At 55.8% G+C, this 25,004-nt stretch carries 17 protein-coding genes and 1 riboswitch; of the genes, 11 read left to right on the top strand and 6 right to left on the bottom strand.

Annotated features, from left to right (window positions below; genetic code table 11):
* Positions 1–28: 28 nt before the first annotated feature.
* On the bottom strand, positions 29–943 hold the full coding sequence (gene ldtB, locus WFK85_RS04525) for a L,D-transpeptidase (protein ID WP_008455237.1): 915 nt from the start codon (positions 941–943) through the stop codon (positions 29–31).
* A gap of 238 nt (positions 944–1,181) precedes the next feature.
* Between ldtB and WFK85_RS04530 the strand changes: the two genes are divergently transcribed.
* A complete protein-coding gene (locus WFK85_RS04530; protein WP_008455235.1) occupies positions 1,182–2,777 on the top strand; it encodes an ABC-F family ATPase in 1,596 nt (531 codons plus the stop codon).
* A 102-nt stretch (positions 2,778–2,879) separates the two neighbouring features.
* Here the strand turns inward: WFK85_RS04530 and WFK85_RS04535 are convergent, their stop codons facing one another.
* Together WFK85_RS04535 and WFK85_RS04540 are read right to left on the bottom strand one after the other, a co-directional pair.
* Positions 2,880–5,243, bottom strand: a complete 2,364-nt coding sequence (locus WFK85_RS04535) for a TIM-barrel domain-containing protein (RefSeq protein ID WP_166991078.1) — start codon at positions 5,241–5,243, stop codon at positions 2,880–2,882.
* A gap of 14 nt (positions 5,244–5,257) precedes the next feature.
* Positions 5,258–6,559: an MFS transporter gene (locus WFK85_RS04540; RefSeq protein ID WP_336706988.1), complete on the bottom strand. Its 1,302-nt coding sequence runs from the start codon at positions 6,557–6,559 to the stop codon at positions 5,258–5,260.
* Positions 6,560–6,854: 295 nt separating this feature from the next.
* Between WFK85_RS04540 and WFK85_RS04545 the strand changes: the two genes are divergently transcribed.
* A complete protein-coding gene (locus tag WFK85_RS04545; protein WP_166991081.1) occupies positions 6,855–7,925 on the top strand; it encodes a substrate-binding domain-containing protein in 1,071 nt (356 codons plus the stop codon).
* Between the two features lie 91 nt (positions 7,926–8,016).
* A riboswitch (M-box (ykoK) riboswitch) is annotated at positions 8,017–8,189 on the top strand.
* Positions 8,190–8,261: 72 nt separating this feature from the next.
* Complete coding sequence (locus WFK85_RS04550; protein WP_008455228.1) at positions 8,262–9,308, top strand: magnesium transporter; 1,047 nt, start codon at positions 8,262–8,264, stop codon at positions 9,306–9,308.
* A gap of 35 nt (positions 9,309–9,343) precedes the next feature.
* Here the strand turns inward: WFK85_RS04550 and moeB are convergent, their stop codons facing one another.
* Both moeB and moeA read right to left on the bottom strand, forming a co-directional pair.
* On the bottom strand, positions 9,344–10,090 hold the full coding sequence (moeB, locus tag WFK85_RS04555; RefSeq protein ID WP_336706990.1) for a molybdopterin-synthase adenylyltransferase MoeB: 747 nt from the start codon (positions 10,088–10,090) through the stop codon (positions 9,344–9,346).
* 1 nt (position 10,091) lies between these two features.
* Complete coding sequence (gene moeA / locus WFK85_RS04560) at positions 10,092–11,324, bottom strand: molybdopterin molybdotransferase MoeA (protein WP_166991084.1); 1,233 nt, start codon at positions 11,322–11,324, stop codon at positions 10,092–10,094.
* 243 nt (positions 11,325–11,567) lie between these two features.
* Here moeA and WFK85_RS04565 point away from each other — a divergent pair, with 243 nt between their 5' ends.
* The 7 genes from WFK85_RS04565 (at position 11,568) to WFK85_RS04595 (ending at position 20,839) form a co-directional block, all read left to right on the top strand.
* The gene (locus tag WFK85_RS04565; RefSeq protein ID WP_442892230.1) at positions 11,568–13,511 is read left to right on the top strand and encodes an autotransporter outer membrane beta-barrel domain-containing protein; all 1,944 of its coding nucleotides are present in this window, start codon (positions 11,568–11,570) and stop codon (positions 13,509–13,511) included.
* 214 nt (positions 13,512–13,725) lie between these two features.
* The gene (gene iaaA / locus WFK85_RS04570) at positions 13,726–14,679 is read left to right on the top strand and encodes a beta-aspartyl-peptidase (protein ID WP_166991090.1); all 954 of its coding nucleotides are present in this window, start codon (positions 13,726–13,728) and stop codon (positions 14,677–14,679) included.
* Positions 14,679–16,553: a glutathione ABC transporter ATP-binding protein GsiA gene (gene gsiA, locus WFK85_RS04575; RefSeq protein ID WP_336706995.1), complete on the top strand. Its 1,875-nt coding sequence runs from the start codon at positions 14,679–14,681 to the stop codon at positions 16,551–16,553. Before iaaA ends, gsiA begins: the two co-directional genes overlap by 1 nt.
* Before the next feature lie 12 nt (positions 16,554–16,565).
* Positions 16,566–18,104 (top strand): glutathione ABC transporter substrate-binding protein GsiB, encoded by a 1,539-nt coding sequence (gene gsiB / locus WFK85_RS04580; protein WP_166991096.1) that lies wholly within the window; start codon positions 16,566–16,568, stop codon positions 18,102–18,104.
* Positions 18,105–18,227: 123 nt separating this feature from the next.
* A complete protein-coding gene (gene gsiC / locus WFK85_RS04585) occupies positions 18,228–19,148 on the top strand; it encodes a glutathione ABC transporter permease GsiC (protein ID WP_166991100.1) in 921 nt (306 codons plus the stop codon).
* Positions 19,149–19,150: 2 nt separating this feature from the next.
* Positions 19,151–20,062 carry a glutathione ABC transporter permease GsiD gene (gene gsiD, locus WFK85_RS04590; RefSeq protein WP_008455211.1) on the top strand — a complete coding sequence of 304 codons (912 nt, stop codon included), beginning with the start codon at positions 19,151–19,153 and terminating at the stop codon, positions 20,060–20,062.
* Positions 20,063–20,098: 36 nt separating this feature from the next.
* Positions 20,099–20,839, top strand: coding sequence for a MipA/OmpV family protein (locus WFK85_RS04595; protein WP_336706998.1), 741 nt, complete (start codon positions 20,099–20,101; stop codon positions 20,837–20,839).
* 680 nt (positions 20,840–21,519) lie between these two features.
* Here the strand turns inward: WFK85_RS04595 and rimO are convergent.
* Positions 21,520–22,827 carry a 30S ribosomal protein S12 methylthiotransferase RimO gene (gene rimO, locus WFK85_RS04600; protein WP_336707412.1) on the bottom strand — a complete coding sequence of 436 codons (1,308 nt, stop codon included), beginning with the start codon at positions 22,825–22,827 and terminating at the stop codon, positions 21,520–21,522.
* A 43-nt stretch (positions 22,828–22,870) separates the two neighbouring features.
* On the opposite strand from rimO, the gene WFK85_RS04605 reads away from it, so the two are divergent.
* On the top strand, positions 22,871–24,760 hold the full coding sequence (locus tag WFK85_RS04605) for a recombinase family protein (RefSeq protein WP_336707414.1): 1,890 nt from the start codon (positions 22,871–22,873) through the stop codon (positions 24,758–24,760).
* Positions 24,761–25,004: the final 244 nt, after the last annotated feature.

A 25,004-nucleotide genomic window follows, 5' to 3' on the forward strand; every position in this document is an offset into this window, starting at 1 on the left:
GAGGCCGCTATTTTGCAAACTGCTGGACTTAGTTCAGACGAACCGGCATCCCGGAACGGTTCTGAATCGCCTGGTCAACAACGGTGGTGTCAACGTCGGACTGAGCGGTCACCTGCTGAACGCTGCTGGTCAGTTTAATCGGCACGATTTCATCGGAGTTGAACTGCGCTTCAGTGGTGGAAAGCGGGTTGTGAACTTCGATGTAGCGGCTGCCGTCTGGCTCGGTGGTGGCTTTTACCGGCTCATCAATGAATTGAACGCGGGTGCCAACCGGCACGTTGTCGAACAGGAACTTGATGTCTTCGTTACGCAGACGCACGCAGCCGTGGCTTACGCGCAGACCGATACCGAAGTTGGCGTTGGTGCCGTGAATCGCATACAGGTTACCGATGTACAGCGCGTACAGGCCCATTGGGTTGTCCGGGCCAGCGGGAACAACGGCTGGCAGCGGCGTACCGGCTGCGGCGTATTCCGCATGCATTTTCGCCGTCGGGGTCCAGGTTGGGCCATTTTTCTTACGCTCTACCTTGGTGGTCCAGTTGATCGGGGTATCTTTCCCCAGCTGGCCGATACCGATTGGCAGCACGATCACCGTGTTGGTGCCTTTCGGGTAATAGTAGAGGCGCATTTCGGCACTGTTGATCACAATCCCTTCATGCACGGTGTCCGGCAGGATCAGCTGCTGAGGGATGTTCAGAATGGTGCCGGCTTTTGGCAGGTACGGGTCAATGCCTGGGTTAGCTTCCAGCATGTTAGACAGACCCATCTGGTACTGTGCGGCATACTCTTCCAGCGGCGCGGTGCTGCCTTCAGGAATAGTAATAACCTGGTTTTCACCAACCAGGCGGCTGCCGTTAGTCGGTAACGGATAAGTCACGGCGGAAGCAGAGAAAGACGCGACAGCCACAAAAGCCAGTAAAAGCGAGCGTAATTTCATATTCATGTTATGCGAGTGTTATGCCAGACGGGCCAGCTAGTGAGTGTTCATGGACGATTCAGCCGCGCATTATATGTGCATTACATTCATCTGGGAAATCAGATGTGGATGAAATCACAATTTTTTCACACTGATTAACTATTGTACGGTGAAGATGCGGGGCGACCCTTTATCATAGTTATGGCATAATGTGGCCGAAATCACATTCCAAAATCTCGACAACTTATTTCTCCAGGACATACCAGTGCTTGTATCCAGCAACGTTACCATGCAGTTTGGCAGCAAACCGCTGTTCGAAAATATCTCCGTTAAATTTGGCGGCGGCAACCGTTACGGCCTGATTGGCGCGAACGGAAGCGGCAAATCCACGTTCATGAAAATCCTCGGCGGGGACTTAGAGCCAACGCTTGGCAACGTTTCTCTCGACCCAAACGAGCGTATCGGTAAGCTGCGTCAGGATCAGTTCGCCTTCGAAAAATTCACCGTACTCGACACCGTTATCATGGGTCACGGCGAGCTGTGGGAAGTGAAGCAGGAACGCGACCGCATTTATGCCCTGCCTGAGATGAGCGAAGAAGACGGTTACAAAGTTGCCGACCTCGAAGTGAAATACGGCGAGATGGACGGCTACACCGCAGAAGCGCGTGCCGGTGAATTGCTGCTTGGCGTGGGCATTCCGCTGGAGCAGCACTACGGCCCGATGAGCGAAGTTGCTCCAGGCTGGAAGCTGCGCGTGCTGCTGGCGCAGGCGCTGTTCTCTAACCCGGACATCCTGCTGCTCGACGAACCAACGAACAACCTGGACATCGACACCATCCGTTGGCTGGAGCAGACGCTGAACGAACGCGACAGCACCATGATCATTATCTCGCACGACCGTCACTTCCTGAATATGGTCTGCACCCATATGGCTGACCTGGACTACGGCGAGCTGCGCGTTTACCCTGGCAACTACGACGAGTACATGACGGCGGCAACTCAGGCTCGCGAGCGCCTGCTGGCGGACAACGCGAAGAAGAAAGCGCAGATTGCAGACCTGCAATCCTTCGTTAGCCGCTTTAGCGCCAACGCCTCCAAATCTCGCCAGGCCACCTCCCGTGCCCGTCAGATTGATAAAATCAAGCTGGATGAAGTGAAGGCGTCCAGCCGTCAGAACCCGTTCATCCGCTTCGAGCAGGATAAGAAACTGTTCCGTAACGCCCTTGAAGTTGAAGCCGTGACCAAAGGGTTTGAGAACGGCCCGCTGTTTAAAAACTTCAACCTGCTGCTGGAAGTGGGCGAGAAGATTGCCATTTTGGGTGCCAACGGCGTGGGTAAATCTACCATGCTGAAAACCCTGGTCGGCGAGCTGACCCCGGAAAACGGCAGCGTGAAGTGGTCTGAAAATGCTCAGATTGGCTACTACGCCCAGGATCATGAATACGAGTTCGAAAACGATCTGACCGTCTTTGACTGGATGAGCCAGTGGAAGCAGGAAGGCGACGACGAACAGGCGGTGCGCAGCATCCTGGGTCGTCTACTGTTCAGCCAGGACGACATCAAGAAGCCGGCCAAAGTCCTTTCCGGGGGCGAGAAGGGCCGTATGCTGTTCGGCAAGCTGATGATGGAAAAACCAAACATCCTGATCATGGATGAACCAACGAACCACCTGGATATGGAATCCATCGAGTCGCTGAACATGGCGCTGGAAATGTACCAGGGGACGCTGATCTTCGTTTCCCACGACCGTGAGTTTGTTAGCTCGCTGGCAACCCGCGTGCTGGAAATTACCCCAGAGCGCGTGATTGACTTCACCGGCGGCTACGAAGATTACCTGCGTAGCAAAGGGATCGATGGGTAATTTTACCCTCTCCCTAAAAGGGAGAGGGAATAGATTGTGTACTGTTCTGCCCTGTTGTTTTCCCCCTCGCCCCTTTGGGGAGAGGGCCGGGGTGAGGGGCAATTACAGCCCCCATACCTCGCATTCCACGCCGTTCACCAGCAATCGACGTCTTTCTCCCTCAGGCAAAGACAGCTTAATCTCGCGCCACGCGGGCAAATAATCCCCCTTGCGGCTAAAGGCCACGTTAATCTCGTTGGCTGAGCAGGTTATTTCCCAGCTAAGCCAGAGCGCGTTGCCTTCTTTATAGCCCCAGGATTCTCCGTCATCCTCAAACAACACGCCGTGGGACGTCCCGGTGCCCTGCAGCGGGTAAATTTTTAGCTCACGGACGGTATCGTCCTGCGGGGAAACGTAGCTGATGCGTTCGCTGTGAGGCAGAGCCGCACCGGCGCGAACCAGCAATGGCAAACGCTCAAGCGGGGCGGGCAGGGTGATGGTCTGGCCGCCGCTAAACCACTGGCCGGAATAATAGTCGTACCAGCCGTGCTCATTGGCCGGCAGCCATAAAGTACGTTCGCGTTGTCCTGGCTCCACCACGCTTGCCACCAGAAGATCCCGGCCCAGCAGGAACTCATCGCATTCATCAAACGTCTTCACGTCATGTTCATGGTCGAGGAACGTCGGCCTCAGCATGGGTTCATCATCCGAGTGTGCCTGCCAAAGCAGCGTGTAGAAATAGGGCAGCAGGCGATAACGCAGCTCAATGGCGCTGCGGATGGCCGGAGTCACCGCCGGATACATCCAGGGTTCGTTCACGGTGTGGTCATCATTCCACGAATGGATGGTGAAGCGCGGGTGCATCACGCCGTTCTGAACCCAGCGCACGAAAAGCTCGGCGTCAGGTTTGTCGCCCGAAAAACCGCCAACGTCATGCCCGACGTTAAACAGGCCGGACAGGCTCATGCCGACGCCCATCCGCGTGTTGTAACGCAGCGTATCCCAGCTGGTGCGGTTGTCGCCGCTCCACGTCTGGACGTAGCGCTGCATCCCGGCGCAACCGGAACGGGAAATCAGATATGGGCGTTTTTCCGGGGAAAATTTCTGCTGAGCCTCCATCGAAGCGCGCATCATCAGCAGCGGCATGACCGGGCGAATATGTTTGATGGCTATCGGCTGGCCAAAGCCGTGACAGCGCGCTTCCCCGTCCCACACTTCGTATTCGTTGTTGTCGTTCCAGGTGGAGCCAATGCCCATTTCCAGCAGCTGTGTGGTGACGCCAGCCTGCCACCACTTCACCGTGGCCGGGTTGGTGAAGTCCAGATGAGAGCCTTCATCGTCCCAGAAGCTGGAGTGTTCCGGCGCATCGGATTCCGAATCTTTGATAAACAGCCCGTCTTTGGCAACCTCCTCATAACGCGGATGATCCTGCAGCAGACAAGGCTTGATGTTGGCCGCAAGGCGGATCCCGGCCGCCATAAACGCCTGGCTCATCACCTTCGGCTGCGGCACCTTTTCATAATTCCAGTTAAACACGTAGCGTTTGTTATTGATGGAGGTGTAGCCCGACGAAAGCTGGAATGAGTCGCACGGAATCGCGTGCTGCTGGCTCAGCCGAATGAAGTTCATCAGCTGATTTTGGGCGTCGGGTGCGTCGGTGTAATGCATCGTTGAGCCGCTGTAGCCGAGGCTCCATTTTGGCCCGAAGAAGGTTTTCCCGGTCAGGCGCACGAAGGCCTTGGTGACGTCCAGCACGCGCGGGCCGAGAAACAGGTAATAGTCCAGATCGCCGGCTTCTGCCTGCCAGCGGCGATAGGCCAGATGATAGTTGTCTATCTCGTTGCCCAGATCCAGCCAGCAGCTGCTCAGGTTGTCATAGAACAGGCCAAAGCTGACGTCGTCCCGGCGCGTAATAGTGAAGGGAATATGCTTGTAAAGCGGGTCGGTCGACACCGCGTTATAGCCCATTGCGTCCAGATTACGCATCTCATAGCGCCTGCCGGTGCGGTTAAGCGGCCCGGCTTTTTCACCCAGCCCGTAAAAGCGCTCCCCGGCAAAGCGCCGCTGATAGTGGGCCACGCCATCGCCGTGAGCGTTAAGCTGGTAGGCGCTGGTGGGGCGATCGCAGGCGAGAGGCAGCCATTCGCCCTGGGCGGATTTGTATTCCCACTCCAGATAAAGCGGCTGGCGCACGGTCACGCGCAGGCTTTCGCTACTGATAATGAGCCTATCCGATTGCTGTTCCAGCGTGAAGCCGGGCAGGGTAAACCCGGCGTGGCTTTCGCGGTCGCGCCCCTCCCACGGGACATCCTGCTGCGGGGCGATGCTCCAGGTGCGGTCCAGCGCCAGGCCCTGTTGACGTTTAATCAGCACGCGAAACAGCTTATCTTCCAGCACATACAGGTGCAGCGAATGCTTGCCGTCGAGGGTCAGGATAACCTGGCTGTCATCTTGTTTTGCGAGCGTCCAGTTCTTAAGTGTTTTCATGAGAGACCATCCATTCAGGTGCGTTTTGCGCGGCGTTCGGCGATAAATGCCACCAGGAACACCGCGCCGATCAGATCAAAAAAGCCCATGGCGATAAACAGCGGGTTGAAGCCAATCTTGTCGGCGGTCACGCCGATGATCAGAGAGAAGATAAAGCTGGCAATCCAGGCCGCCGAACCGCGCATGCCGTTGACGGTGGCCATCTGGCCTTTATCAAAAGAGTCCACCACCAGCGCGCTGAGCATGCAGGAGATAATCTGGTGCCCGAAGCCGCCGATGGAGATAAGCAGGATGGCAATCCAGGGATCTTTGGTGACGGCGACCAGCGCCAGAGAAAGCATCAGGAACGCGCCGGTTACCGAACTCGCCACCACGGAATTGGTGCGCGAGCAGCCAAAAATACGGACGTAAACTTTGGTCAGATAGCCGCTGGCAATGCTGCCGATATCGGCAGCGAGGAACGGCAGCCAGGCGAACATAGCAATCTGTTTGAGATCCATTCCGCGTTCGTTGGCCAGGTAAAGCGGAACCCAAAAGCTCAGGACCGCCCAGGCGGGTTCCGCCATAAAAGCTGGAATGGCGATGCCGTAAAAGCGTTTATTTTTGGAGACGGTTTTCAGGGCGGTGAAAAACGGCAGTTTCACGGCGGGCGGCTCGTTGTCCTGCTTGATGAACGCCAGTTCTTCCTTGCTCAGGTTCGGGTGCTGTTCCGGGTTGTGGTAAAACAGCCACCACAGCACAACCCACCCTAGCGCCAGCGCGCCGCTGAACATAAAGGCACCCTGCCAGCCAAAAAAACTGTGGGCAAAATAGATAATCGGCGGAGCCAGCATTGCGCCGATGGAAAAGCCCACCCCGGCCCAGCCTGCGGCAATCGGTCGCTCTTTTTTCGGGAACCATTCACCCAGCGTTTTGGCGTTGGCGGGCGTGGCTGCGGCCTCCGCGCCGCCCATCATGAAGCGCAAAATAGCCAGCTGTAACCAGGTCCCGGCGCCGGCATGCAGCATGCACATCACCGCCCAGATGCTGGCGCAGATCAGAAAGCCGATCTTCAGGCCAATCACGTCGATCAGCCAGCCGCAGAGAGGCTGGAACAGGGTATAGGCCAGCTGAAAAGCACCGACTATCCAGGAATATTGTTCGGTGGTAATGCCGAGGGAGGTTTTCAGTTCAGGCGCCAGGATCCCCAGCGCATTACGCGTGATGTAATTCACGGTGACGCCAAGTAAGAACAGAACCAGAACCCACCAGCGCAAATGTCGGAAAACGCGTCCTGCCTTAACGGCGGTTATCGGTTGGTCGATGCCATGACTCATAGTTCACTCCACCTTGTAGGGTAATTAGTAGAATTGGTATGCCACTATTTTTGGCGATGGGTGTAATTTAATTATTTGATTTTTATATTTTTAATTTTATTTTCACTTTCAGTGAGAACCTTATTGGTTAACAAAATGGAGCGTAATTGAGTTATCAGCCAACCAATAGCGCAATTTTTGCAAATATTTTCACTATCTCGATCCGACGCGAAGAAATAACGCTAAATCTCCGGCACTATGGCGTACTCGCAGTCATGAAAATTTTTTCATTTCACAAACGGGCGTCGATCACAAAATGAGTAAAACGCTAAAAATCACCGAAATTGCCGCGCAAACGGGGCTGTCGATAAGCACCGTTTCCCGCGTGCTGGCGGGTAAGGGGAATACCAGCGAGTCGGCCCGCCAGCGGGTACTGGCCTGCGCCAAAGCTAAGGGGGTATTGCAGGGCATTGCCGCGGGCAGATTATTGGTCAACAGCCTGGTGGTTTTTGCGCCCCGTCGGGCGTTTGATGAGCGGCTGGACGTCTTCTACTACCGGGTGATGCAGGGCATCGGCAAGGCGCTGGTGCCTCACGACGCCAGGCTGCGCTTCTGCGCGCTGGAAGAGAATGACAGCGATACCGGACTGTTTCTCAGCAAGATGAACGAGGCGGAAACCGAAGCGGCCATTCTGCTGGGGATTGATGATCCGCACATCCACGATCTGGCGGCGGATCTGGGCAAGCCTTGCGTGCTGATCAACTGCCAGGATCGCAAAATGCGTCTTTCAGGCGTGGCGCCGGATCACCTGATGACCGGCCGCTTTGCCGCAAATTATCTGTTCGACATGGGGCATAAAGGCGTACTGACGGTAATGTGCCTGCGTCGCTACACCATGGAACAGCGCCTGGCCGGGATTCGGGATGCGTGGGACAGCCGTAATTTGTCGTTTGATGAGACCCGGCATTTGTTAGTCGCCCAAAGCTTCGGTGCCAAAGAGAGCGAGGCCTTAATCAGCGACTATCTGGCCGTTACGCCGCGGCCGGCCTGGCCGAGCGCGCTGTTAGTCGGCGGCGATTTTATGGCGGCAGGTGCCGTTAGTGCTCTGCAAAAAGCAGGGCTGCGCGTGCCGCAGGATATGTCAGTAATGAGCATCGATGGCTTTAACCTGGCCGAAATCCATGACGTGCCTTTAACCTCGGTTCATGTTCCCAGGGACGAGCTGGGTGAGGAGGCGGTTCAACTGCTGCAGCAGCGCCTGATGCGCCCGGAAGCGCCGGTGGTGAATATTCTGTTGGGCGGTACGCTAAAGGTGCAGGCGTCAGTGCGGCGCGTGGGAGCGGGGAAGGGTCGACCGGCGGTGACCAGCGATAAACTCTACGACTGAGCAGAAAAAAAGCATAAATAAACCCTAAACAGCGCAGGTTCTTTGCCTTGCGCCCGAAGTTTAAATCCCTACTATAGGCCGCGGAAGACTTGCAGTATCTCGTTAGGCGAGGCTCCTGTACAAACATAGGTTGCTGATCTGACGACGTCGAGAGACGCCCAAGATTAGGACAGGTTATATCGAGCGAAGGTATAACCCCAGGTAACTTCCCCCGCTTTAGGGGATACGTTGTGCAGTGCTAAAACCGAGACATGGAGATAGCGTCAGCACTCTCATATCTTGCTTCGCCCCAGGATGAGGACTGTTTATTTTTAAAACAGTAACCGGGGAAAAATCATGACCTTTTCAACTAATACCTCAGCGCACACCCGCGCTTCACTGGCCGTGTCCGTCAAACTGCCATCCTCAGACTCACAAAACACCGTGCTGGCTTACCTGAGCCAGGATTACATCGCTTTACCGCCGGGCACTTCGGTGCAGGATGCGCAGGCGTTGTTCTGTTCGGGCATTAAAAATGAGCAGATCCCGTCGCAGATATTTGTGGTGGACGACGATGCTCATTTGTTTGGCCTCGTGCCGGTAAAATCACTGCTGCAGGCCGACAAAGAGGCGCTACTCAGTGATCTGATGCGGCCCGTGGCGTTCTCATTAACGCCGGAAAAAACGCGGCATGAAGCCTGCGTGGATATTAAAAAGGCGGGCGCTAACTACATCCCTGTTTTGAGCTACGGCAAGCTGAAAGGCGTGCTGGGCCCGCAGGAAATCGCTCAGCTGCTTGAGGACGAAAACACGCTGGACAGCCAGCTGCAGGGCGCGTCGTCGCCGCTGGAAACGCCCTATCTGCAAAGTAGCGTCTTTACGCTGTGGCGCAAAAGATCGGTCTGGCTGCTGCTGCTGTTTGTGGCCGAGGCTTACACCAGCTCGGTGATTAAATCGTTTGAAGATCAGCTTGAGGCGGCGATTGCGCTGGCGTTCTTTATCCCGTTGCTGATTGGCACCGGCGGCAATACCGGCACACAAATTACCTCGACGCTGGTCAGGGCGATGGCGCTCGGCGAAGTGGGGCTAAAGGATTTGGGCGCTATTTTGCGCAAGGAGATCTCGGCCTCGGTGCTCATTGCCTTAACCATTGGCACCGCCGGGTTTATTCGGGCCTGGATGCTGGGCGTGGGTATGGAAGTGATGATGGTGGTCAGCCTGACGCTCATCGCCATCACCGTCTGGAGCGCGATTGTTTCTTCGATTATTCCGATGCTGCTTCGTAAGGTGAATATCGATCCGGCCGTGGTGTCGGCGCCGTTTATCACCACCTTAATCGACGGAACCGGGCTGCTGATTTACTTCGAAATTGCCAAGGTGATGCTCACCGATCTGGCGGTCTAAAAATAACGGGGATAATGATATCCCCGTTTTCGTTTCTACCCGCACACTTCACACTGCGGGTTACGTGCCAGCTTCATCTCTCTGAACTGACAGGTCATCGCATCGTAAAGCAAGATTTTCCCGCGCGCTGGGGTGCCGTAGTTTGCCAGCAGCTTGATGGCCTCCATGGCTTCCAGCGAGCCGATAATCCCGACCAGCGGGGCCATAACGCCAGCCTCAACGCAGCTCAGCGTACTTTCGCCAAACAGACGGCTCAGGCAGCGGTAGCAGGGCTCGTTATCCTGATACGTGAAGACGCTAATCTGGCCCTCCATGCGAATGGCCGCCCCGGACACCAGCGGGATCTTATGCTGATGGCAGCCGCGATTGAGCTGGTTGCGTATAGCCACGTTATCCGTGCAGTCCAGCACCACATCGTGGCGGGCGATTAACCCGGAAAGCTGAGGGTATTCGAGCATCGCATTGACGGTGTCGAGTTGGATATGCGGATTAATCGCCGCCAGTGAATCCCGCGCGGAATCCACCTTCGGTTTGCCAATTGTGGCATCGCTGTGCAGCGTTTGCCGCTGGAGATTTGAGAGCGAAACGGTGTCGAAATCGAGCAGCGTGAGCTGGCCCACGCCCGCGGCCGCCAGATACTGTGCCGCCGCGCAGCCCAGCCCGCCCAGCCCGACGATGAGCACTCGCGAAGCCTTAAGCTTTTCCTGGCCGTCAAAGTCAAAGCCGCGCAGCACAATCTGGCGGTTGTAGCGCAGCATCTCCTCATCGCTAAGCTCGACCATTTCAGCCTCCGAACAGCGGATTAAACGGTTCGACCTCAACCCATTCCCCGGCCTCTACGTTGCCGCGTTCGCGCTCCAGCACCACAAAACAGTTGGCCTGGCTGAAGGAGCTGAAAATATGCGATCCCTGATGCCCGGTGCTTAACACTTCCAGGTCGCCTTGCTCATTGCGGCGAAGAATGCCGCGCTGGAAGTCGAGGCGGCCAGGGGATTTCTTCAGCTTGCCGACGTTGCGAACGCGCATGCGCGGCGGCAGAGGGCTGGCGATTTGCCCGCTCAGCTTCGCCAGCAGCGGCTGCACTAGCTGGTAGAACGTCAGAGCGGCGGAAACCGGGTTGCCCGGCAGACCGCAGAACCAGCTGTTTTTCAGGCGTCCAAAGGCAAACGGTTTGCCCGGTTTAATCGCCAGCTTCCAGAAGCCGACTTCGCCCAGTTCTTCGAGGATTTGTTTGGTGTAATCGGCTTCGCCCACGGAAACACCGCCGCTGCTGATGACCACATCTGCCCGGCTGTCCGCTTCGTTAAACACCGCGCGAAGGGCCGCCTGGTCATCCCGAACGATGCCGAGGTCGATCACTTCGCAGCCCAGCTGCTCCAGCATGACGTGCACCGCCAGGCGGTTGGTATCGTAGATTTGGCCTTCGGCCAGCGGCTGGCCCGGAAGTTGGAGTTCATCGCCGGTGGAGAACACCGCCGCACGCACTTTGCGAAAGACCTTCACTTCCGGGATGCCCAGCGAGGCAATCAGCGGCAGTTCGGCGGCGGTTAATTTCACGCCTGCGGCCAGCACGCTGGCGCCCTGATGGATATCCTCACCGCGACGGCGAATATTCTGGCCGTTCTTCACCGGAGCGTTAAAACGCACGCCGCTTTCGGTGACTTCCGTCTCTTCCTGCATCACAACGGCTTCAGCTCCGACAGGGATCGGCGCGCCGGTCATGATGCGCACGCAGGTGCCTGCAGGCCATTCACCGCTAAACGGTTGTCCGGCGAAGGCTTTCCCGGCGACGGGCAGTGCGCCCCCGGCTTTGATATCCGCCAGCCGCACCGCGTAGCCGTCCATCGCTGAGTTATCGAAACCGGGGACATCCAGCGGCGAGACCACCGGGGACGCCGTGACGCGGCCCGTGGCCAGCAGCAGCGGCAGGGTTTCTGTTTCAGACAACGGATGAATACGGGACAGCATCTGTTCAAGTGCGGTTTCAAGCGGGATCAGCCCGGCGGTAAATTCCATTCATGACTCCTGGGGCAGGGGCAAAATAAGGCCTTAGTATGGCAGAAAACGCCGCCTGACGGCATGTCTGGGATCAGCAAAAACCTTTCGTCAGTGGTCGGACATGCGTTACATCACGTTGTCACGTTTCTTCTTTACGCTCGGCCTGCGTGTCAATCGCCATTGGCTATAGTCATTGTGGCTAATAAAAAACCTTGCAAGGAAGAACTGATGATAAGCAAACAAAAAGCATTCAAATTCAGTATGCTGGCCGCCGCTGTGGGCTTCACCTCATCTGCATTTGCCTTTGATTCCCTCACCGTTTTTGGCGACAGCCTCAGCGATACCGGCAACAACGGGCGCTGGACCTGGAACAGCAGCCAGAACAAGCTCTATGACGAGCAGCTCGCCGCACATTATGGCCTGACGCTGACGCCTTCCCGCGAAGGTGGGAGCAACTATGCCGCAGGCGGGGGCACCGCTGTGCCCGCGCTTAATCCGGCCGATAATACGCAAAGCCAGGTTCAGCGCTACCTGAGCCAGACCGGTGGGCGGGCGGATGGCAACGGCTTATATATTCACTGGATCGGTGGCAACGATCTTGCCGCGGCCGCCACTCAGCCTGCGCTGGCGCAGGGGATAGCGGCCAATAGCGCGGCCAACGCCGCCGCTCAGGTGGGGGCTTTGCTTGATGCGGGCGCCGGGCTGGTGGTGGTGCCGAACGTTCCGAATATCGGCGCCACGCCAACGCTAATGGAACTGGTACTCAGCGCCGGGCTTGGGGCGGCGGCCACGGCTGCGATTCAGGCTGCCTATGCGTCTTTGGATGCGGCACAAACGCCTGACCTGGCGAGTCGTCAGCAGGCGATTCATCAGGCACTGCAGGCGGCGGCTTCCGTTGTCAGTGCCAATCCGCTCGTTCAGCAAGGGGTAGCCGCGCAGCTGATAGCCGCCTACGATCGGGCCGTGCAGCAGGCCGCTTTGCTTACCACGTTCTACAACAGCGCCGAAGATCAGGCCCTGCTGCAGCATGGGGGGAATATCGCCCGGGCGGATATCAACGGTGTCTTCCAGGAGATTCTGGCTAATCCTGAGGCCTTCGGTCTGACAAACAGCGCCGGGATGGCCTGCCCGCCGGGCGTGGCGGCGACCGACTGCACCAGCTCCACGCCGGGATTTAACGCCGCGCAGGATTATCTGTTTGCCGATCATTTCCACCCGAGCCCGCAGGTTCACAGCATCATTGCCGAGTACATTGAGTCGATTATCGTCGCGCCCGTCCAGGTCACTCGCCTGAACCAGGGCACGCAGGCGATGGTGCGCGGCAGCCGGGCAACGCTCGACAGCCGCTATCAGCAGTTGCGGCAGGGCGATAACGCCACAGGTTCACTGGGCGTATTTGGCGGCTACAGCGGCGGGTATCAGCGGTACAGCGGCAATAGCGAAACCGGCGACGGCAAAGGTAACACCAATAACCTGACGGTCGGTCTCGACTATCAGCTGAACGAAAACGTGGTGCTGGGCGGGCTGATCGCCGGTTCGCTGGACAATCAGCGCCCGGACGACGGCTACCGCTACGATACCCGAGGTTTTCAGGCGGCGCTCTTTGGCCAGCTTCGCGCGGGCCAGGCCTGGCTGAACGGGGACGTGCATTATCTCTCTGCCGACTTCACCAATATTCAGCGCGATATCACCCTGGGGCAGCTTACCCGCACGGAAAAAGGCGACACCGACGGCAGGCTGTATGGCGCGCGATTGACGGCTGGCTACGATATCCCCGTCACGGCCTGGCTAACCACGGGGCCGGTGCTGCAGTACGCCTGGGATTACAGCCACGTAAACGGCTACAGCGAAAATGGCAGCAGCAGCACGGCTATGCGCTTTGGCGACCAGAACGGCCATTCGCAAATCGGCAGCGCGGGCTGGCGCGTGGACACGAAGCTGGGCGTCATTAATCCCTGGGCGCAGGCAAGCTATCGCCATCAGTTCGGCGATGACAGTTATCGGGCGAACGGCGGCCTAAAATCCACGGCGTTGACCTTCAGCCGCAGCGGTGAACAGCTGGATAAAAACTGGGCCGATATCGCCGTCGGGGCAGATATGCCGCTTTCAAATACCGTGTCCGCATTCGCGGCGGTGGCACAAACGGCAGGCTTAAGCGACGGGAACCAGACCAGCTACAACGTGGGGATCAGCGCGAAGTTCTAAGATTTTGTTATTACCACAGAAATAGCGGCTTTGGTTTAATTGGCCGCTATTTCTCCTTCCCGCCAGGGCGGCAAAAGGCTTATAGAGTAAAGTCAATTTTCTTTACAACACTTTTACGTCTTTCTATATTCAAAAATCGTATCAATGTTTGGCAACGATTCTGATATTTATAGAAAAAACGCTGCCGGATATCACTTTCTACAGGCAATGCCGAATGACCAAAGCCGTTATCGCTATTCATGGCGGGGCCGGAGCCCTGACCCGCGCCCACCTGACGCCGGAAAAAGAGCTGCAGTTTATTAGCGCACTCTCCGACATTGTTGAAGCCGGGCAGCAGATCCTTGAACGCGGCGGCAGCGCGCTGGACGCGGTGACCGAGGCGGTGCGCCTGCTCGAAGAATGCCCGCTGTTCAACGCCGGGATAGGATCTGTGTTCACCAGTGAAGGTACACATGAGCTGGACGCCTGCGTGATGGATGGCAACAGCCTGAATGCCGGGGCGGTGGCGGGCGTGAGCCATATTCGCAACCCGATCCTGGCGGCAAGATTAGTGCTGGAAAACAGCCCGCACGTGCTGATGATTGGCGAAGGGGCGGAGCGTTTTGCCGCGCAGAATGGGCTTGAGCCGGTCGAAGCCACGCTCTTTTCGACCGAAGAACGCTATCAGCAGCTGCTGCGCGCCCGTGAAAGTCAACAGACTCTGCTGGATCATGACGGGGCTGAGCCGATTGATGCCGATAAAAAATTTGGCACGGTAGGCGCAGTGGCGCTGGATAAACTGGGGAATCTGGCGGCGGCAACGTCCACCGGCGGAATGACCAATAAACTGCCGGGCCGGGTAGGGGATTCTCCCTTAGTCGGCGCGGGCTGCTATGCCAACAACGCCAATGTGGCCGTGTCCTGCACCGGCACGGGCGAAGTTTTTATCCGCACGCTGGCGGCCTACGATATTGCGGCCCTGATGGAGTATGCCGGACTAAGTCTGCAGCAGGCCGTTGACCGCGTGGTGATGGAGAAACTGCCCGCGCTGGGCGGCAGCGGCGGCATGATTGCCATCGACAATCAGGGGAACGTCGCGCTGCCGTTTAACAGCGAAGGAATGTACCGTGGCTTTGGCTTTGTCGGCGATGCCCCGAACGTAGGAATTTATCGTGACCAGGAGAGTTAATGCCGCACAGTCATGAGCTACCGGACGAGCAGGTGCTTGCCGTTAGCGACCTCAATATTCGCTTTCGCCAACAGCAGCAGGTTGCCGACGCGGTACGCCACCTGTCGTTGACCCTTAACCGGGGCGAAACGCTGGCTATCGTGGGCGAGTCTGGTTCCGGGAAGTCGGTCACGGCGATGGCGCTGATGCGCCTGCTGGAGCAGGGCGGCGGGCAGGTTAGCTGCGACAAGCTGCTGCTGCGTCGGCGTAATAAAGAGGTGCTGAACCTGCCCGAGCTGAGCAACGCCCAGATGCGTCGCGTGCGCGGGGCGGATGTGGCCATGATTTTCCAGGAGCCGATGACCTCGCTTAATCCGGTGTTCACCGTGGGCGAACAAATCGCTGAGTCCATCCGTTTACATCAAAAGCTTGATGGACGTGCGGCGCTGGCGGAAGCAAAGCGCATGTTAGAACGCGTGCGTATTCCTGAAGCACAGGCCATCCTGAACCGCTATCCGCACCAGCTTTCCGGGGGGATGCGCCAGCGAGTGATGATTGCTATGGCGCTCTCCTGCCGCCCGGCCGTATTGATCGCCGATGAGCCGACAACTGCCCTCGACGTGACTATTCAGGCACAAATCCTGCAGCTTATTCGCGTTCTGCAGGATGAAATGCAGATGGGCGTCATTTTCATCACCCACGATATGGGCGTGGTGGCGGACATCGCCGACAGGGTGCTGGTGATGTACCGGGGGGAAGCGGTTGAAACCGGTACCGTGGAGCAAATATTCCAGAACCCGCAGCACGCCTACACCCAGGCTTTGCTGGCTGCCGTGCCAAGGCTTGGCGCCATGAACGGCAGCGATTTACCGCGCAAATTCCCGTTGATTGTCCCAGGCCAACCGAATCAGCAAGAGCCCGAAACCGAGCAGGATACGATTCCTCCCGGCGCGAAGCCGGTGCTTGAAGTTCGCGATCTGGTGACCCGCTTCCCGCTGCGTAGCGGAATATTCAACCGGGTGACGCGCCAGGTGCATGCCGTTGAAAAGGTGAGTTTTGATTTATTGCCCGGCGAAACGCTGGCGCTGGTGGGCGAGTCCGGCTGTGGTAAATCGACCACCGGGCGCTCGCTGCTGCGGCTGGTGGAAACCCAGGGCGGCACCATCACCTTTAACGGTCAGCGTATTGACAATTTGCCTAACGGCGAGCTGCAGCACGTTCGCAAAGACATTCAGTTTATTTTCCAGGATCCGTATGCCTCGCTGGATCCGCGCCAGACCGTCGGCTACTCCATTATGGAGCCGCTACTGGTGCACCATGCGATGCCTAAAGAAGAGGCCCAGCAGCGCGTCGCCTGGCTGCTTGAGCGAGTCGGTTTACAGCCTGAGCACGCGTGGCGTTACCCGCATGAGTTCTCCGGCGGCCAGCGGCAGAGGGTTTGTATTGCCCGCGCGCTGGCGCTGAACCCGAAGGTGGTGATTGCCGACGAGTCCGTCTCGGCGCTGGATGTGTCGATTCGGGCGCAAATCGTTAACCTGCTGCTCGACCTGCAGCGCGAATTTGGCATCGCTTTTCTGTTTATTTCCCACGACATGGCCGTCGTGGAACGCATCAGCCATCGCGTGGCGGTGATGTATCTGGGCCAGATTGTTGAAATTGGCCCGCGCCGCGCCGTGTTTGAAAACCCGCAGCATCCGTACACCCGCAAACTTATGGCGGCGGTACCGGTGGCTGACCCAACCCGCAAGGGACGCAAGCCTGTTTTAGTGTCTGATGAGATCCCCAGCGCCACACGCAGCCTGGGGGATGAACCGCACGTAGCACCGCTGGTTGCGGTGGGGCCGGGGCATTTTGTCGCCCGCCACCCCATCGGCAGCAGTGAAAATCGCCTATAAAGGAAAACAATAATGACAGCTAACACAACGCAAAAATGGCTGCTGGCGGCGGGACTTGCCTCCGCCGTTATCGCCACGCCCGCTTTCGCTGCTAAAGATGTCGTCGTAGCGGTGGCCTCAAACTTCACCACGCTCGATCCTTACGATGCGAATGACACACTGTCCCAGGCGGTGGCCAAATCGTTCTATCAGGGGCTGTTCGGGCTTGATAAAGACATGAAGCTGCAGAACGTGCTGGCAGAAAGCTACAAAGTGTCTGACGACGGCCTGGTGTACACCATCAAGCTGCGCACTGGCGTGAAGTTCCAGGACGGTACTGACTTCAATGCCGAGGCGGTAAAAGCGAACCTCGATCGCGCCAGCAACCCGGACAACCACCTCAAGCGCTACAACCTGTATAAAACCATTGCCAAAACGGAGGTGGTCGATCCTTCCACGGTGAAAATCACCTTAAAAGAGCCGTTCTCGGCGTTCATCAATATTCTGGCCCACCCGGCGACGGCGATGATCTCCCCGGCTGCGCTGCAAAAATACGGCAAAGATATCGGCTTCCATCCGGTAGGTACCGGCCCGTATCAGCTGGATACCTGGAACCAGACCGATTTTGTGAAGGTGAAGAAATTCGCCGGTTACTGGCAGCAAGGCCTGCCGAAGCTGGACAGCATTACCTGGCGCCCGGTCGTGGATAACAATACCCGTGCGGCGATGCTGCAAACCGGCGAGGCGCAGTTCGCGTTCCCGATCCCTTACGAGCAGGCGGGCGTGCTGGAGAAAAACAGCAAGCTTGAGCTGGTTGCCTCGCCGTCGATCATGCAGCGCTACATCAGCATGAACGTCACCCAAAAACCGTTTGATAACCCGAAAGTCCGCGAAGCCATCAACTATGCGATTAACCGCCAGGCGCTGGTGAAAGTGGCGTTCTCCGGCTTCGCTACGCCAGCAGAAGGCGTGGTGCCGCCGTCGCTTGCCTATGCCGAGAAATTCAAACCCTGGCCTTATGACCCAGCCAAAGCCAAAGCGCTGCTGAAAGAAGCGGGCTTCCCGAACGGCTTTGAAACCACGCTTTGGTCCTCGCACAACCACAGTACCGCGCAGAAAGTGCTGCAGTTTACCCAGCAGCAGTTGGCGCAGGTGGGTATCAAGGTGAAAGTGACGGCGATGGACGCCGGGCAGCGTGCTGCCGAAGTGGAAGCAAAAGGGCAGAAAGAGAGCGGCGTGAGAATGTTCTACACCGGCTGGTCGGCGTCAACCGGTGAAGCTGACTGGGCGCTGTCGCCGCTGTTTGCTTCCCAGAACTGGCCACCAACGCTGTTTAACACCGCGTTTTACAGCAATCCGCAGGTGGACAAAGACCTGGCCGATGCGCTGAAAACTACTCAACCGGAAGAGAAGGCGAAGCTGTACAAAGACGCGCAGGATACGATCTGGAAAGAGTCTCCGTGGGTGCCGCTGGTGGTGGAAAAACTGGTTTCTGCCCACAGCAAAAATCTCACCGGCTTCTATGTGATGCCGGATACCGGGTTTAGTTTTGATAATGCGGATTTGAAGTAGCGTGATAATGACCTTCACCCCGGCCCTCTCCCTAAAAGGGAGAAGGGGGAAAGCTAAGCCTGTTGGTGCCTTGTCTCTTGATTCCCTCTCTTCTCAGGGAGAGGGTTAGAGTGAGGGGCTGCGATGTTTAACTATTTCCTCAAACGCCTTTTGGGCCTGATCCCGACGCTGTTCATCGTGGCGGTGCTGGTATTCCTGTTCGTGCATCTGCTGCCCGGCGACCCGGCGCGGCTGATTGCCGGGCCGGAAGCGGATGCCACGGTCATCGAACTTGTTCGCAAACAGCTGGGATTGGATCAACCGCTGTGGCGGCAGTTCCTGCATTACATCACGCACGTCGTGCAGGGGGACTTTGGCACCTCGCTGGTTTCGCGCCGCCCTGTGTCTGAAGAGATTGCCAGCCGCTTTATGCCCACGCTGTGGCTGACGCTGACCAGCATGGCATGGGCGACGCTGTTTGGCCTGGTGACCGGCATTGTGGCCGCCGTCTGGCGCAACCGCTGGCCGGATCGCCTGAGCATGACGATTGCCGTGTCCGGCATTTCATTCCCGGCCTTCGCGCTGGGAATGCTGCTGATGCAGGTTTTCTCGGTTGAGCTGGGCTGGCTGCCCACGGTGGGGGCCGACAGCTGGCAGCACTACATTCTGCCGTCCATTACCCTTGGGGCGGCAGTGGCGGCGGTCATGGCGAGATTCACCCGCGCGTCGTTTGTGGAGGTGCTGCACGAAGATTACATGCGTACCGCCAGGGCGAAAGGCGTGAGCGAAACGCTGATCGTGGTAAAACACGGCCTGCGTAACGCCATGATCCCGGTGATCACCATGATGGGGTTGCAGTTCGGCTTCCTGCTCGGTGGGTCTATTGTGGTGGAAAAAGTGTTTAACTGGCCGGGATTAGGGCGTTTGCTGGTGGATTCAGTGGAGATGCGTGATTACCCGGTTATTCAGGCCGAGGTTCTGCTGTTTTCGCTGGAGTTTATTGTGATCAACTTAGTGGTGGATCTGCTGTATGCCGCCATTAACCCGGCCATCAGGTACAAATAAGGATGCGACTTTTAAACTGGCGACGCCAGGCCATAGTCAACGCGATGCCCGTGGTACGTGCCGGGCAAATTCGTACCCCGTGGAGCGAGTTTCTGCGGCGTTTTCGCCAGCAGCCCGTGGCGATGACTGCCGGGCTGTTTGTGCTTTTGCTGATAGTGATTGCGCTCATAGCACCGTGGATTGCCCCCTTTGATGCGGAAAACTATTTCGATTACGACAGGCTGAACGACGGGCCGTCGATGCTGCACTGGTTTGGCGTTGATTCGCTCGGGCGGGATATTTTTAGTCGTGTGCTGGTCGGGGCGCAAATCTCGCTGGCCGCTGGCGTCTTTTCGGTGCTTATCGGCGCGCTAATCGGTACCTTCTTTGGCCTGCTGGCGGGCTATTACGAAGGGTGGTGGGACCGCATTATCATGCGAATCTGCGACGTGCTGTTCGCTTTCCCCGGTATTTTGCTGGCAATTGCGGTGGTGGCGGTGATGGGCAGCGGCATGACCAACGTGATTATTGCGGTGGCGATTTTCAGTATTCCGGCCTTTGCCCGCCTGGTGCGCGGCAACACGCTGGTGCTGAAACAGCAAACTTTTATTGAGTCTGCTCGTAGCATTGGTGCCCCGGATGCGACTATCATCTTCCGGCATATTCTGCCGGGAACCGTTTCGTCGATTGTGGTGTATTTCACGATGCGCATCGGGACCTCGATTATTTCCGCCGCAAGTCTGTCATTTCTCGGCCTGGGGGCTCAGCCACCTACGCCGGAGTGGGGCGCTATGTTGAACGAGGCGAGGGCGGATATGGTGATTGCCCCGCATGTGGCTATTTTCCCGAGTCTTGCCATCTTTTTGACCGTGCTGGCGTTCAACTTGCTGGGGGATGGACTGCGGGACGCGCTGGATCCGAAAATTAAAGGCTAAGCTGAGGCAGTAGATTCGTTGCCCTGGAGTGAAGAAATGAGAAAAATAACCGGGGCACTTCTGCTAAGCCCGTTGCTGATTGCCACTGCCTGCCCTGCGGCCAACTGGTCGCTTGGCGCGCAGGGGGGCCTGTATCAAACCCCTTACCAAACCCGGCACCAGCTTCGCTGGGCGTTGCCCTACGTCGGCTACGACGGCAAAACCTGGTACCTCGACGGCACCGAAGCGGGCTATAACTTCATCAATACCGACACGCTGCTGCTGCGCGCTAAAGTCTATTACTACGATACCCTGTATCAGGCAGATACCGGGCAGACGTCCGCGCTGCGGGGGCTGAATAATCGCCATAGCACGATGATGGGCGGCATGACGATGCAATACACCACGCCGATAGGCGCGTTCAGCGCGACAATTGCGGGCGACACGCTGGGCGTCAGCAACGGCCTAACGGCGAATACGGCCTATATTGCAATGGCGCAGTGGGGTAATTTTACGCTGGTGCCGGAAGCGGGAATGGACTTCTCGAATGCGCAAAACACGCGCTATTACTATGGCGTTTCAGAGAAAGAGTCGGCAAAAACAGGCCTTGCGGCATGGCGGCCACAGGGCAGCATAGTGCCTTACGCGCAGCTGGCAATGAACTACGCCTGGACGCCGCTCTGGAACACCTGGGCGCAGTTCACCCAGCGTTTTTATCCGAGTACTATCAGCGACAGCCCAATGGTGAATAAAAATAACCTGCGGGAGTTAACGGTGGGGATGAGTTATACGTTTTAGGCGTGTGTTCAATGGTGATTTCGTATTTAAAAAAACTCTTTCTGAAGGGCTGGATAAGGTTCCGTTCACTTCAAGTCCATCTTTACATGTAGCTACTGAAACGGTGAACGTGTCAGGGGGCATTACGCCATGCCCCCTGACAACCCCCGGCGCCCGGCGAGCTCATCGCCGCTGAAGCGGTAAACCCACCGGCTATCACCCAAACATTCGGGGTCGTTCGCGATTCGTTCCCGACGATCGCTCTCTTTCGCTGTTCCCGACAGCTCAACCCCGCCTGAGTTGGGTCATAGCCGGGGGCGATGAGAGCCGGGAATAAGGGAGTGGCTTGTAGGACTTGCAGCAACGTTAACGTTCCGTGTGGCTGCGGGTTTAAAGCGAGGCACGGTTCCGGCTTAAATCGCCTGCGTTTTCTCTCCGACTGGCCAGGGTCCGGACGTCGGGAACGGCCGGAGGCTGAGAGCGTCGGGAACGCATCTCAGCCGACCCAGGACTGGGAGATAAAACGGAGGTCTGCCGCTTCAGCGGTCGATTTATTTGGCCGGGAGTCCGGGTTCTTAGGGGAGTGACGGTGACTCCCCTAAGACGTTCACCTATGCCGGGTTACATATAAAACAGGGTTGGAAGTGAACGGGATATTCACCGATCTCACAAAGAGCCCTTTGTTATGCAGGACGGGCAAACTAAACCACTGAACCCCACAGATCGTACTCATCCGCGTTTTCAACTTTCACACGGACAACGTCGCCTGGTTTCAGCTTGGTTTCGCCATTCAGGTAAACCGCGCCGTCGATTTCAGGGGCATCCGCCATGCTGCGGCCGATGGCGCCTTCTTCGTCCACTTCATCCACCATGACCAGGATCTCGCGGCCCACTTTTTCCTGCAGGCGCTCGGCAGAGATTTTCTGCTGCAGCTGCATAAAGCGGTTCCAGCGCTCCTCTTTCACTTCTTCCGGCACCTGGTCAGGCAGCTCGTTAGCGGTTGCGCCGTCAACCGGGCTGTATTTGAAGCAGCCCACGCGATCCAGGCGCGCTTCTTTCAGGAAGTCGAGCAGCATCTCGAAGTCTTCTTCGGTTTCACCCGGGAAGCCGACGATAAAGGTCGAGCGCAGGGTCAGATCCGGGCAGATTTCACGCCACTGCTTGATGCGCTGCAGCTGACGATCCGCAGAACCTGGGCGCTTCATCAGCTTCAGAATACGCGGGCTGGCGTGCTGCAGCGGGATGTCGAGGTACGGCAGAATCTTGCCTTCCGCCATCAGCGGGATCACATCGTCAACGTGTGGATACGGGTAAACGTAGTGCAGGCGAGTCCAGACGCCCAGCTTAGCCAACTGTTCACACAGGCTAACCATGCTGGTTTTGACCGGAGCGCCGTTCCAGAACCCGGTGCGGTGCTTAACGTCCACGCCGTAAGCGGAGGTATCCTGGGAGATCACCAGCAGCTCTTTCACGCCTGCTTCAACCAAACGTTTTGCCTCTGCCAGCACGTCGCCGATTGGGCGGCTGTCCAGATCGCCACGCATGGACGGGATAATGCAGAAGGTGCAGCGATGGTTGCAGCCTTCGGAAATTTTCAGATACGCGTAGTGACGCGGCGTCAGCTTCACGCCCTGTTCCGGCACCAGGCTCAGGAACGGGTTGTGCTGCGGTTTGGGCACGTAATGGTGAACGTGCTGCAGAACCTGCTCGTAGCTGTGTGGGCCGGTGATTTCCAGTACCTTCGGATGCACTTCGCGGATCTGATCTTCTTTTGCACCCAGGCAACCGGTGACAATCACCTTACCGTTTTCATTCAGCGCTTCGCCGATGGCCTCCAGCGATTCCTGGACGGCGCTGTCGATGAAGCCGCAGGTGTTGACGATGACCATGTCGGCGTCGTCATAGCTTGGCACCACGTCATAGCCTTCGGTGCGCAGTTCAGTCAGGATGCGTTCGGAGTCCACGAGGTTTTTTGGGCACCCTAATGATATAAATCCAATCTTAGACATTTTTTTGTACAATCAGTTGCTCACAATGCCGGGGATTATATAGATGCCGCAACTTTATAGCTATATCAGGTGGTCAAGTGATCGCCAGGATAAAGGGACAACCAAGAACAGGCAGGTAGCGGCGGCGAAGGCCTATGCTGAAGAAGCTGGCCTTGAAATGGTTGAAATTATTGATCCTGGTGTAAGTGCATTCCGCGGGAAGAATCGGGCGGGTAAATTGGGCGACTTCATAGACGCTGTAAAAAATAATGCGATACCGTCCGACTCTTGGCTTTACTGCGAAAACCTCGACCGTCTATCTCGTGATCAGGTAGATGAAGCATTGCTTCTCTTCCTTGAGTTAATAGGTTTAGGGTTGACGATTGTCACAGGAATGGATCGGAAGGTTTATAACAGGGAATCCATTAGACAACACCCTACTGATTTGATGATTTCTATTCTGATGTTCATCCGTGGCAATGAAGAGTCAGCAACGAAATCTAACAGGACTATAGGGAATGTTGTTGCTTTGGTCGAACGTCATAAAGCTGGATTGCCAGTAAACATTAAGTCAGTTGGTCGCCATCCATTTTGGATAGATGATTCAGGTTCACAATATGAGGCGGTCAAAGAGCATCCTGTTTACTGGAGTATCGCCCGTGAAGCTATAGACATGTTTCTGGCTGGGAATGGTATATATACAGTAAAGCGATATCTTGATGATAAGTACCCTAATGGGTTGAAGGGGAAGGAATGGGATTATCAAGTTTTAAAGAAAATGCGTGATAACCGTGCGTTGGTTGGGGAAAGGACTATCAATGTCGGTGGTGCTACTTACAAACTTGATAACTACTACCCATGGCTATGCAAAGATGAAGCAGAGTATTTAACCTTGGCTGAGCGTAAGCAGCAAAACAACTACAAGGCTAAGAAAGACAAAGTAGAAGAAATCAAATTGCTGTCAGGATTACAGGTGTTACGGTGTAGTAAGTGTGGAGGAACTATGCATTCTTTCATGAATCATGGTATTGCTCGCTATATCTGTACGAATGGGGTTCACTTACAAAAAAACTGTTCTGGCTGGTCTATATCAGCACAATTGGTTGAACACTGTACCATGATTTCACTACTGATAGGTTACATGGACAAGAGTCGCAAGGATGGTATTGACACTACTGCTATAGAAGAAGAAATCAGTAGAAAAGCAACATTGATAACTGATCTGGAATCACGCATATCAAACATGGCGAAAGCAATAGCTATTGCTCCTGAGGTAAGTGAGTTAGCAGTTCAACTAAATGCGTTTGATTTAGAACGTAAAAAGGCTGTTCTGGAAGTTGATAAATTGAAAGAACGCTTACATTCATTGAAAGGTAAAGGATCTTTAGAAGTAGATATTACTGATTTCCTGATGCTTATTCAGTGGTCGGTGTTTACAAATATGGAGGATGCTGACAGAAACAAAATAAGGAAAATTATTAGCTCTATTATCGAAAGCATTATTATTGACAAAACAGATGGATGTATAACTATAAAGATAAAGTGTCATCATAAAGATGAATGGCTAGTGTTTGGTGGAGTCAACAGAAAACCTTTTTGGGCTTTTACTATCGAGTATTCCACTAATGATGCAAAAGATGTTGAAAGTGAAGACTCTTCAAATTTTGTTAGTAATCCGCTATTTCAGAAGGCAGTCGAGCAACTGGATCGTATCAAACAGAGTTATCTAAATCTTTTCGAGACTGCCAACACTATGTTAGGAGTCGTTGGTTATAGTGATATTAGAGGGTCATCATTCTGGCCTAATACTGGACAGTATGAACGTGCGAATGTTGAGTATGAGGGTATTACTTATAGCATTGCCATGAATGGTCGGGTTCCTAAGGCAATAACCGCAGCATTGGAAGCTACTGGATTGTCGCGTAAAGAATTCATAGAGCGTTATAAGGTATGAAGCCAAAGAGCTTGTAGTGTTGCAGGCTCATCAAAGGATGCTTTTTTAAGTCGGCAATGGCCGCATAAAAACTGAGAACTCTCGAAATTTTTAATAAATGTACTACTAAGAAAGTACAAAGATACTAGTGAAACCATTGAAGAATGTATCAGTTAGAAAGTACAAAGATAGTGCCTAAATAATATATGATTTTTTGACTTGAATAGTAATGAGATTGTCAAGAAAAAGTTGCAACTATTTCTTG

This window comes from Cedecea sp. VD22, assembly GCF_037150195.1.
Classification (GTDB): domain Bacteria; phylum Pseudomonadota; class Gammaproteobacteria; order Enterobacterales; family Enterobacteriaceae; genus Cedecea.

Bases quoted from the DNA above. Each gene is read 5' to 3' on its own strand.
- WFK85_RS04550 (WP_008455228.1), top strand. From the start codon at position 8,262: ATGACCTTTTCAACTAATACCTCAGCGCACACCCGCGCTTCACTGGCC.
- WFK85_RS04595 (WP_336706998.1), top strand. From the start codon at position 20,099: ATGAGAAAAATAACCGGGGCACTTCTGCTAAGCCCGTTGCTGATTGCC.
- iaaA (WP_166991090.1), top strand. From the start codon at position 13,726: ATGACCAAAGCCGTTATCGCTATTCATGGCGGGGCCGGAGCCCTGACC.
- WFK85_RS04535 (WP_166991078.1), bottom strand. From the start codon at position 5,243: ATGAAAACACTTAAGAACTGGACGCTCGCAAAACAAGATGACAGCCAG.
- WFK85_RS04605 (WP_336707414.1), top strand. From the start codon at position 22,871: ATGCCGCAACTTTATAGCTATATCAGGTGGTCAAGTGATCGCCAGGAT.
- gsiC (WP_166991100.1), top strand. From the start codon at position 18,228: ATGTTTAACTATTTCCTCAAACGCCTTTTGGGCCTGATCCCGACGCTG.
- moeA (WP_166991084.1), bottom strand. From the start codon at position 11,324: ATGGAATTTACCGCCGGGCTGATCCCGCTTGAAACCGCACTTGAACAG.
- gsiB (WP_166991096.1), top strand. From the start codon at position 16,566: ATGACAGCTAACACAACGCAAAAATGGCTGCTGGCGGCGGGACTTGCC.
- WFK85_RS04565 (WP_442892230.1), top strand. From the start codon at position 11,568: ATGCTGGCCGCCGCTGTGGGCTTCACCTCATCTGCATTTGCCTTTGAT.
- gsiD (WP_008455211.1), top strand. From the start codon at position 19,151: ATGCGACTTTTAAACTGGCGACGCCAGGCCATAGTCAACGCGATGCCC.
- moeB (WP_336706990.1), bottom strand. From the start codon at position 10,090: ATGGTCGAGCTTAGCGATGAGGAGATGCTGCGCTACAACCGCCAGATT.
- rimO (WP_336707412.1), bottom strand. From the start codon at position 22,827: ATGTCTAAGATTGGATTTATATCATTAGGGTGCCCAAAAAACCTCGTG.
- WFK85_RS04545 (WP_166991081.1), top strand. From the start codon at position 6,855: ATGAGTAAAACGCTAAAAATCACCGAAATTGCCGCGCAAACGGGGCTG.
- gsiA (WP_336706995.1), top strand. From the start codon at position 14,679: ATGCCGCACAGTCATGAGCTACCGGACGAGCAGGTGCTTGCCGTTAGC.
- ldtB (WP_008455237.1), bottom strand. From the start codon at position 943: ATGAATATGAAATTACGCTCGCTTTTACTGGCTTTTGTGGCTGTCGCG.
- WFK85_RS04540 (WP_336706988.1), bottom strand. From the start codon at position 6,559: ATGAGTCATGGCATCGACCAACCGATAACCGCCGTTAAGGCAGGACGC.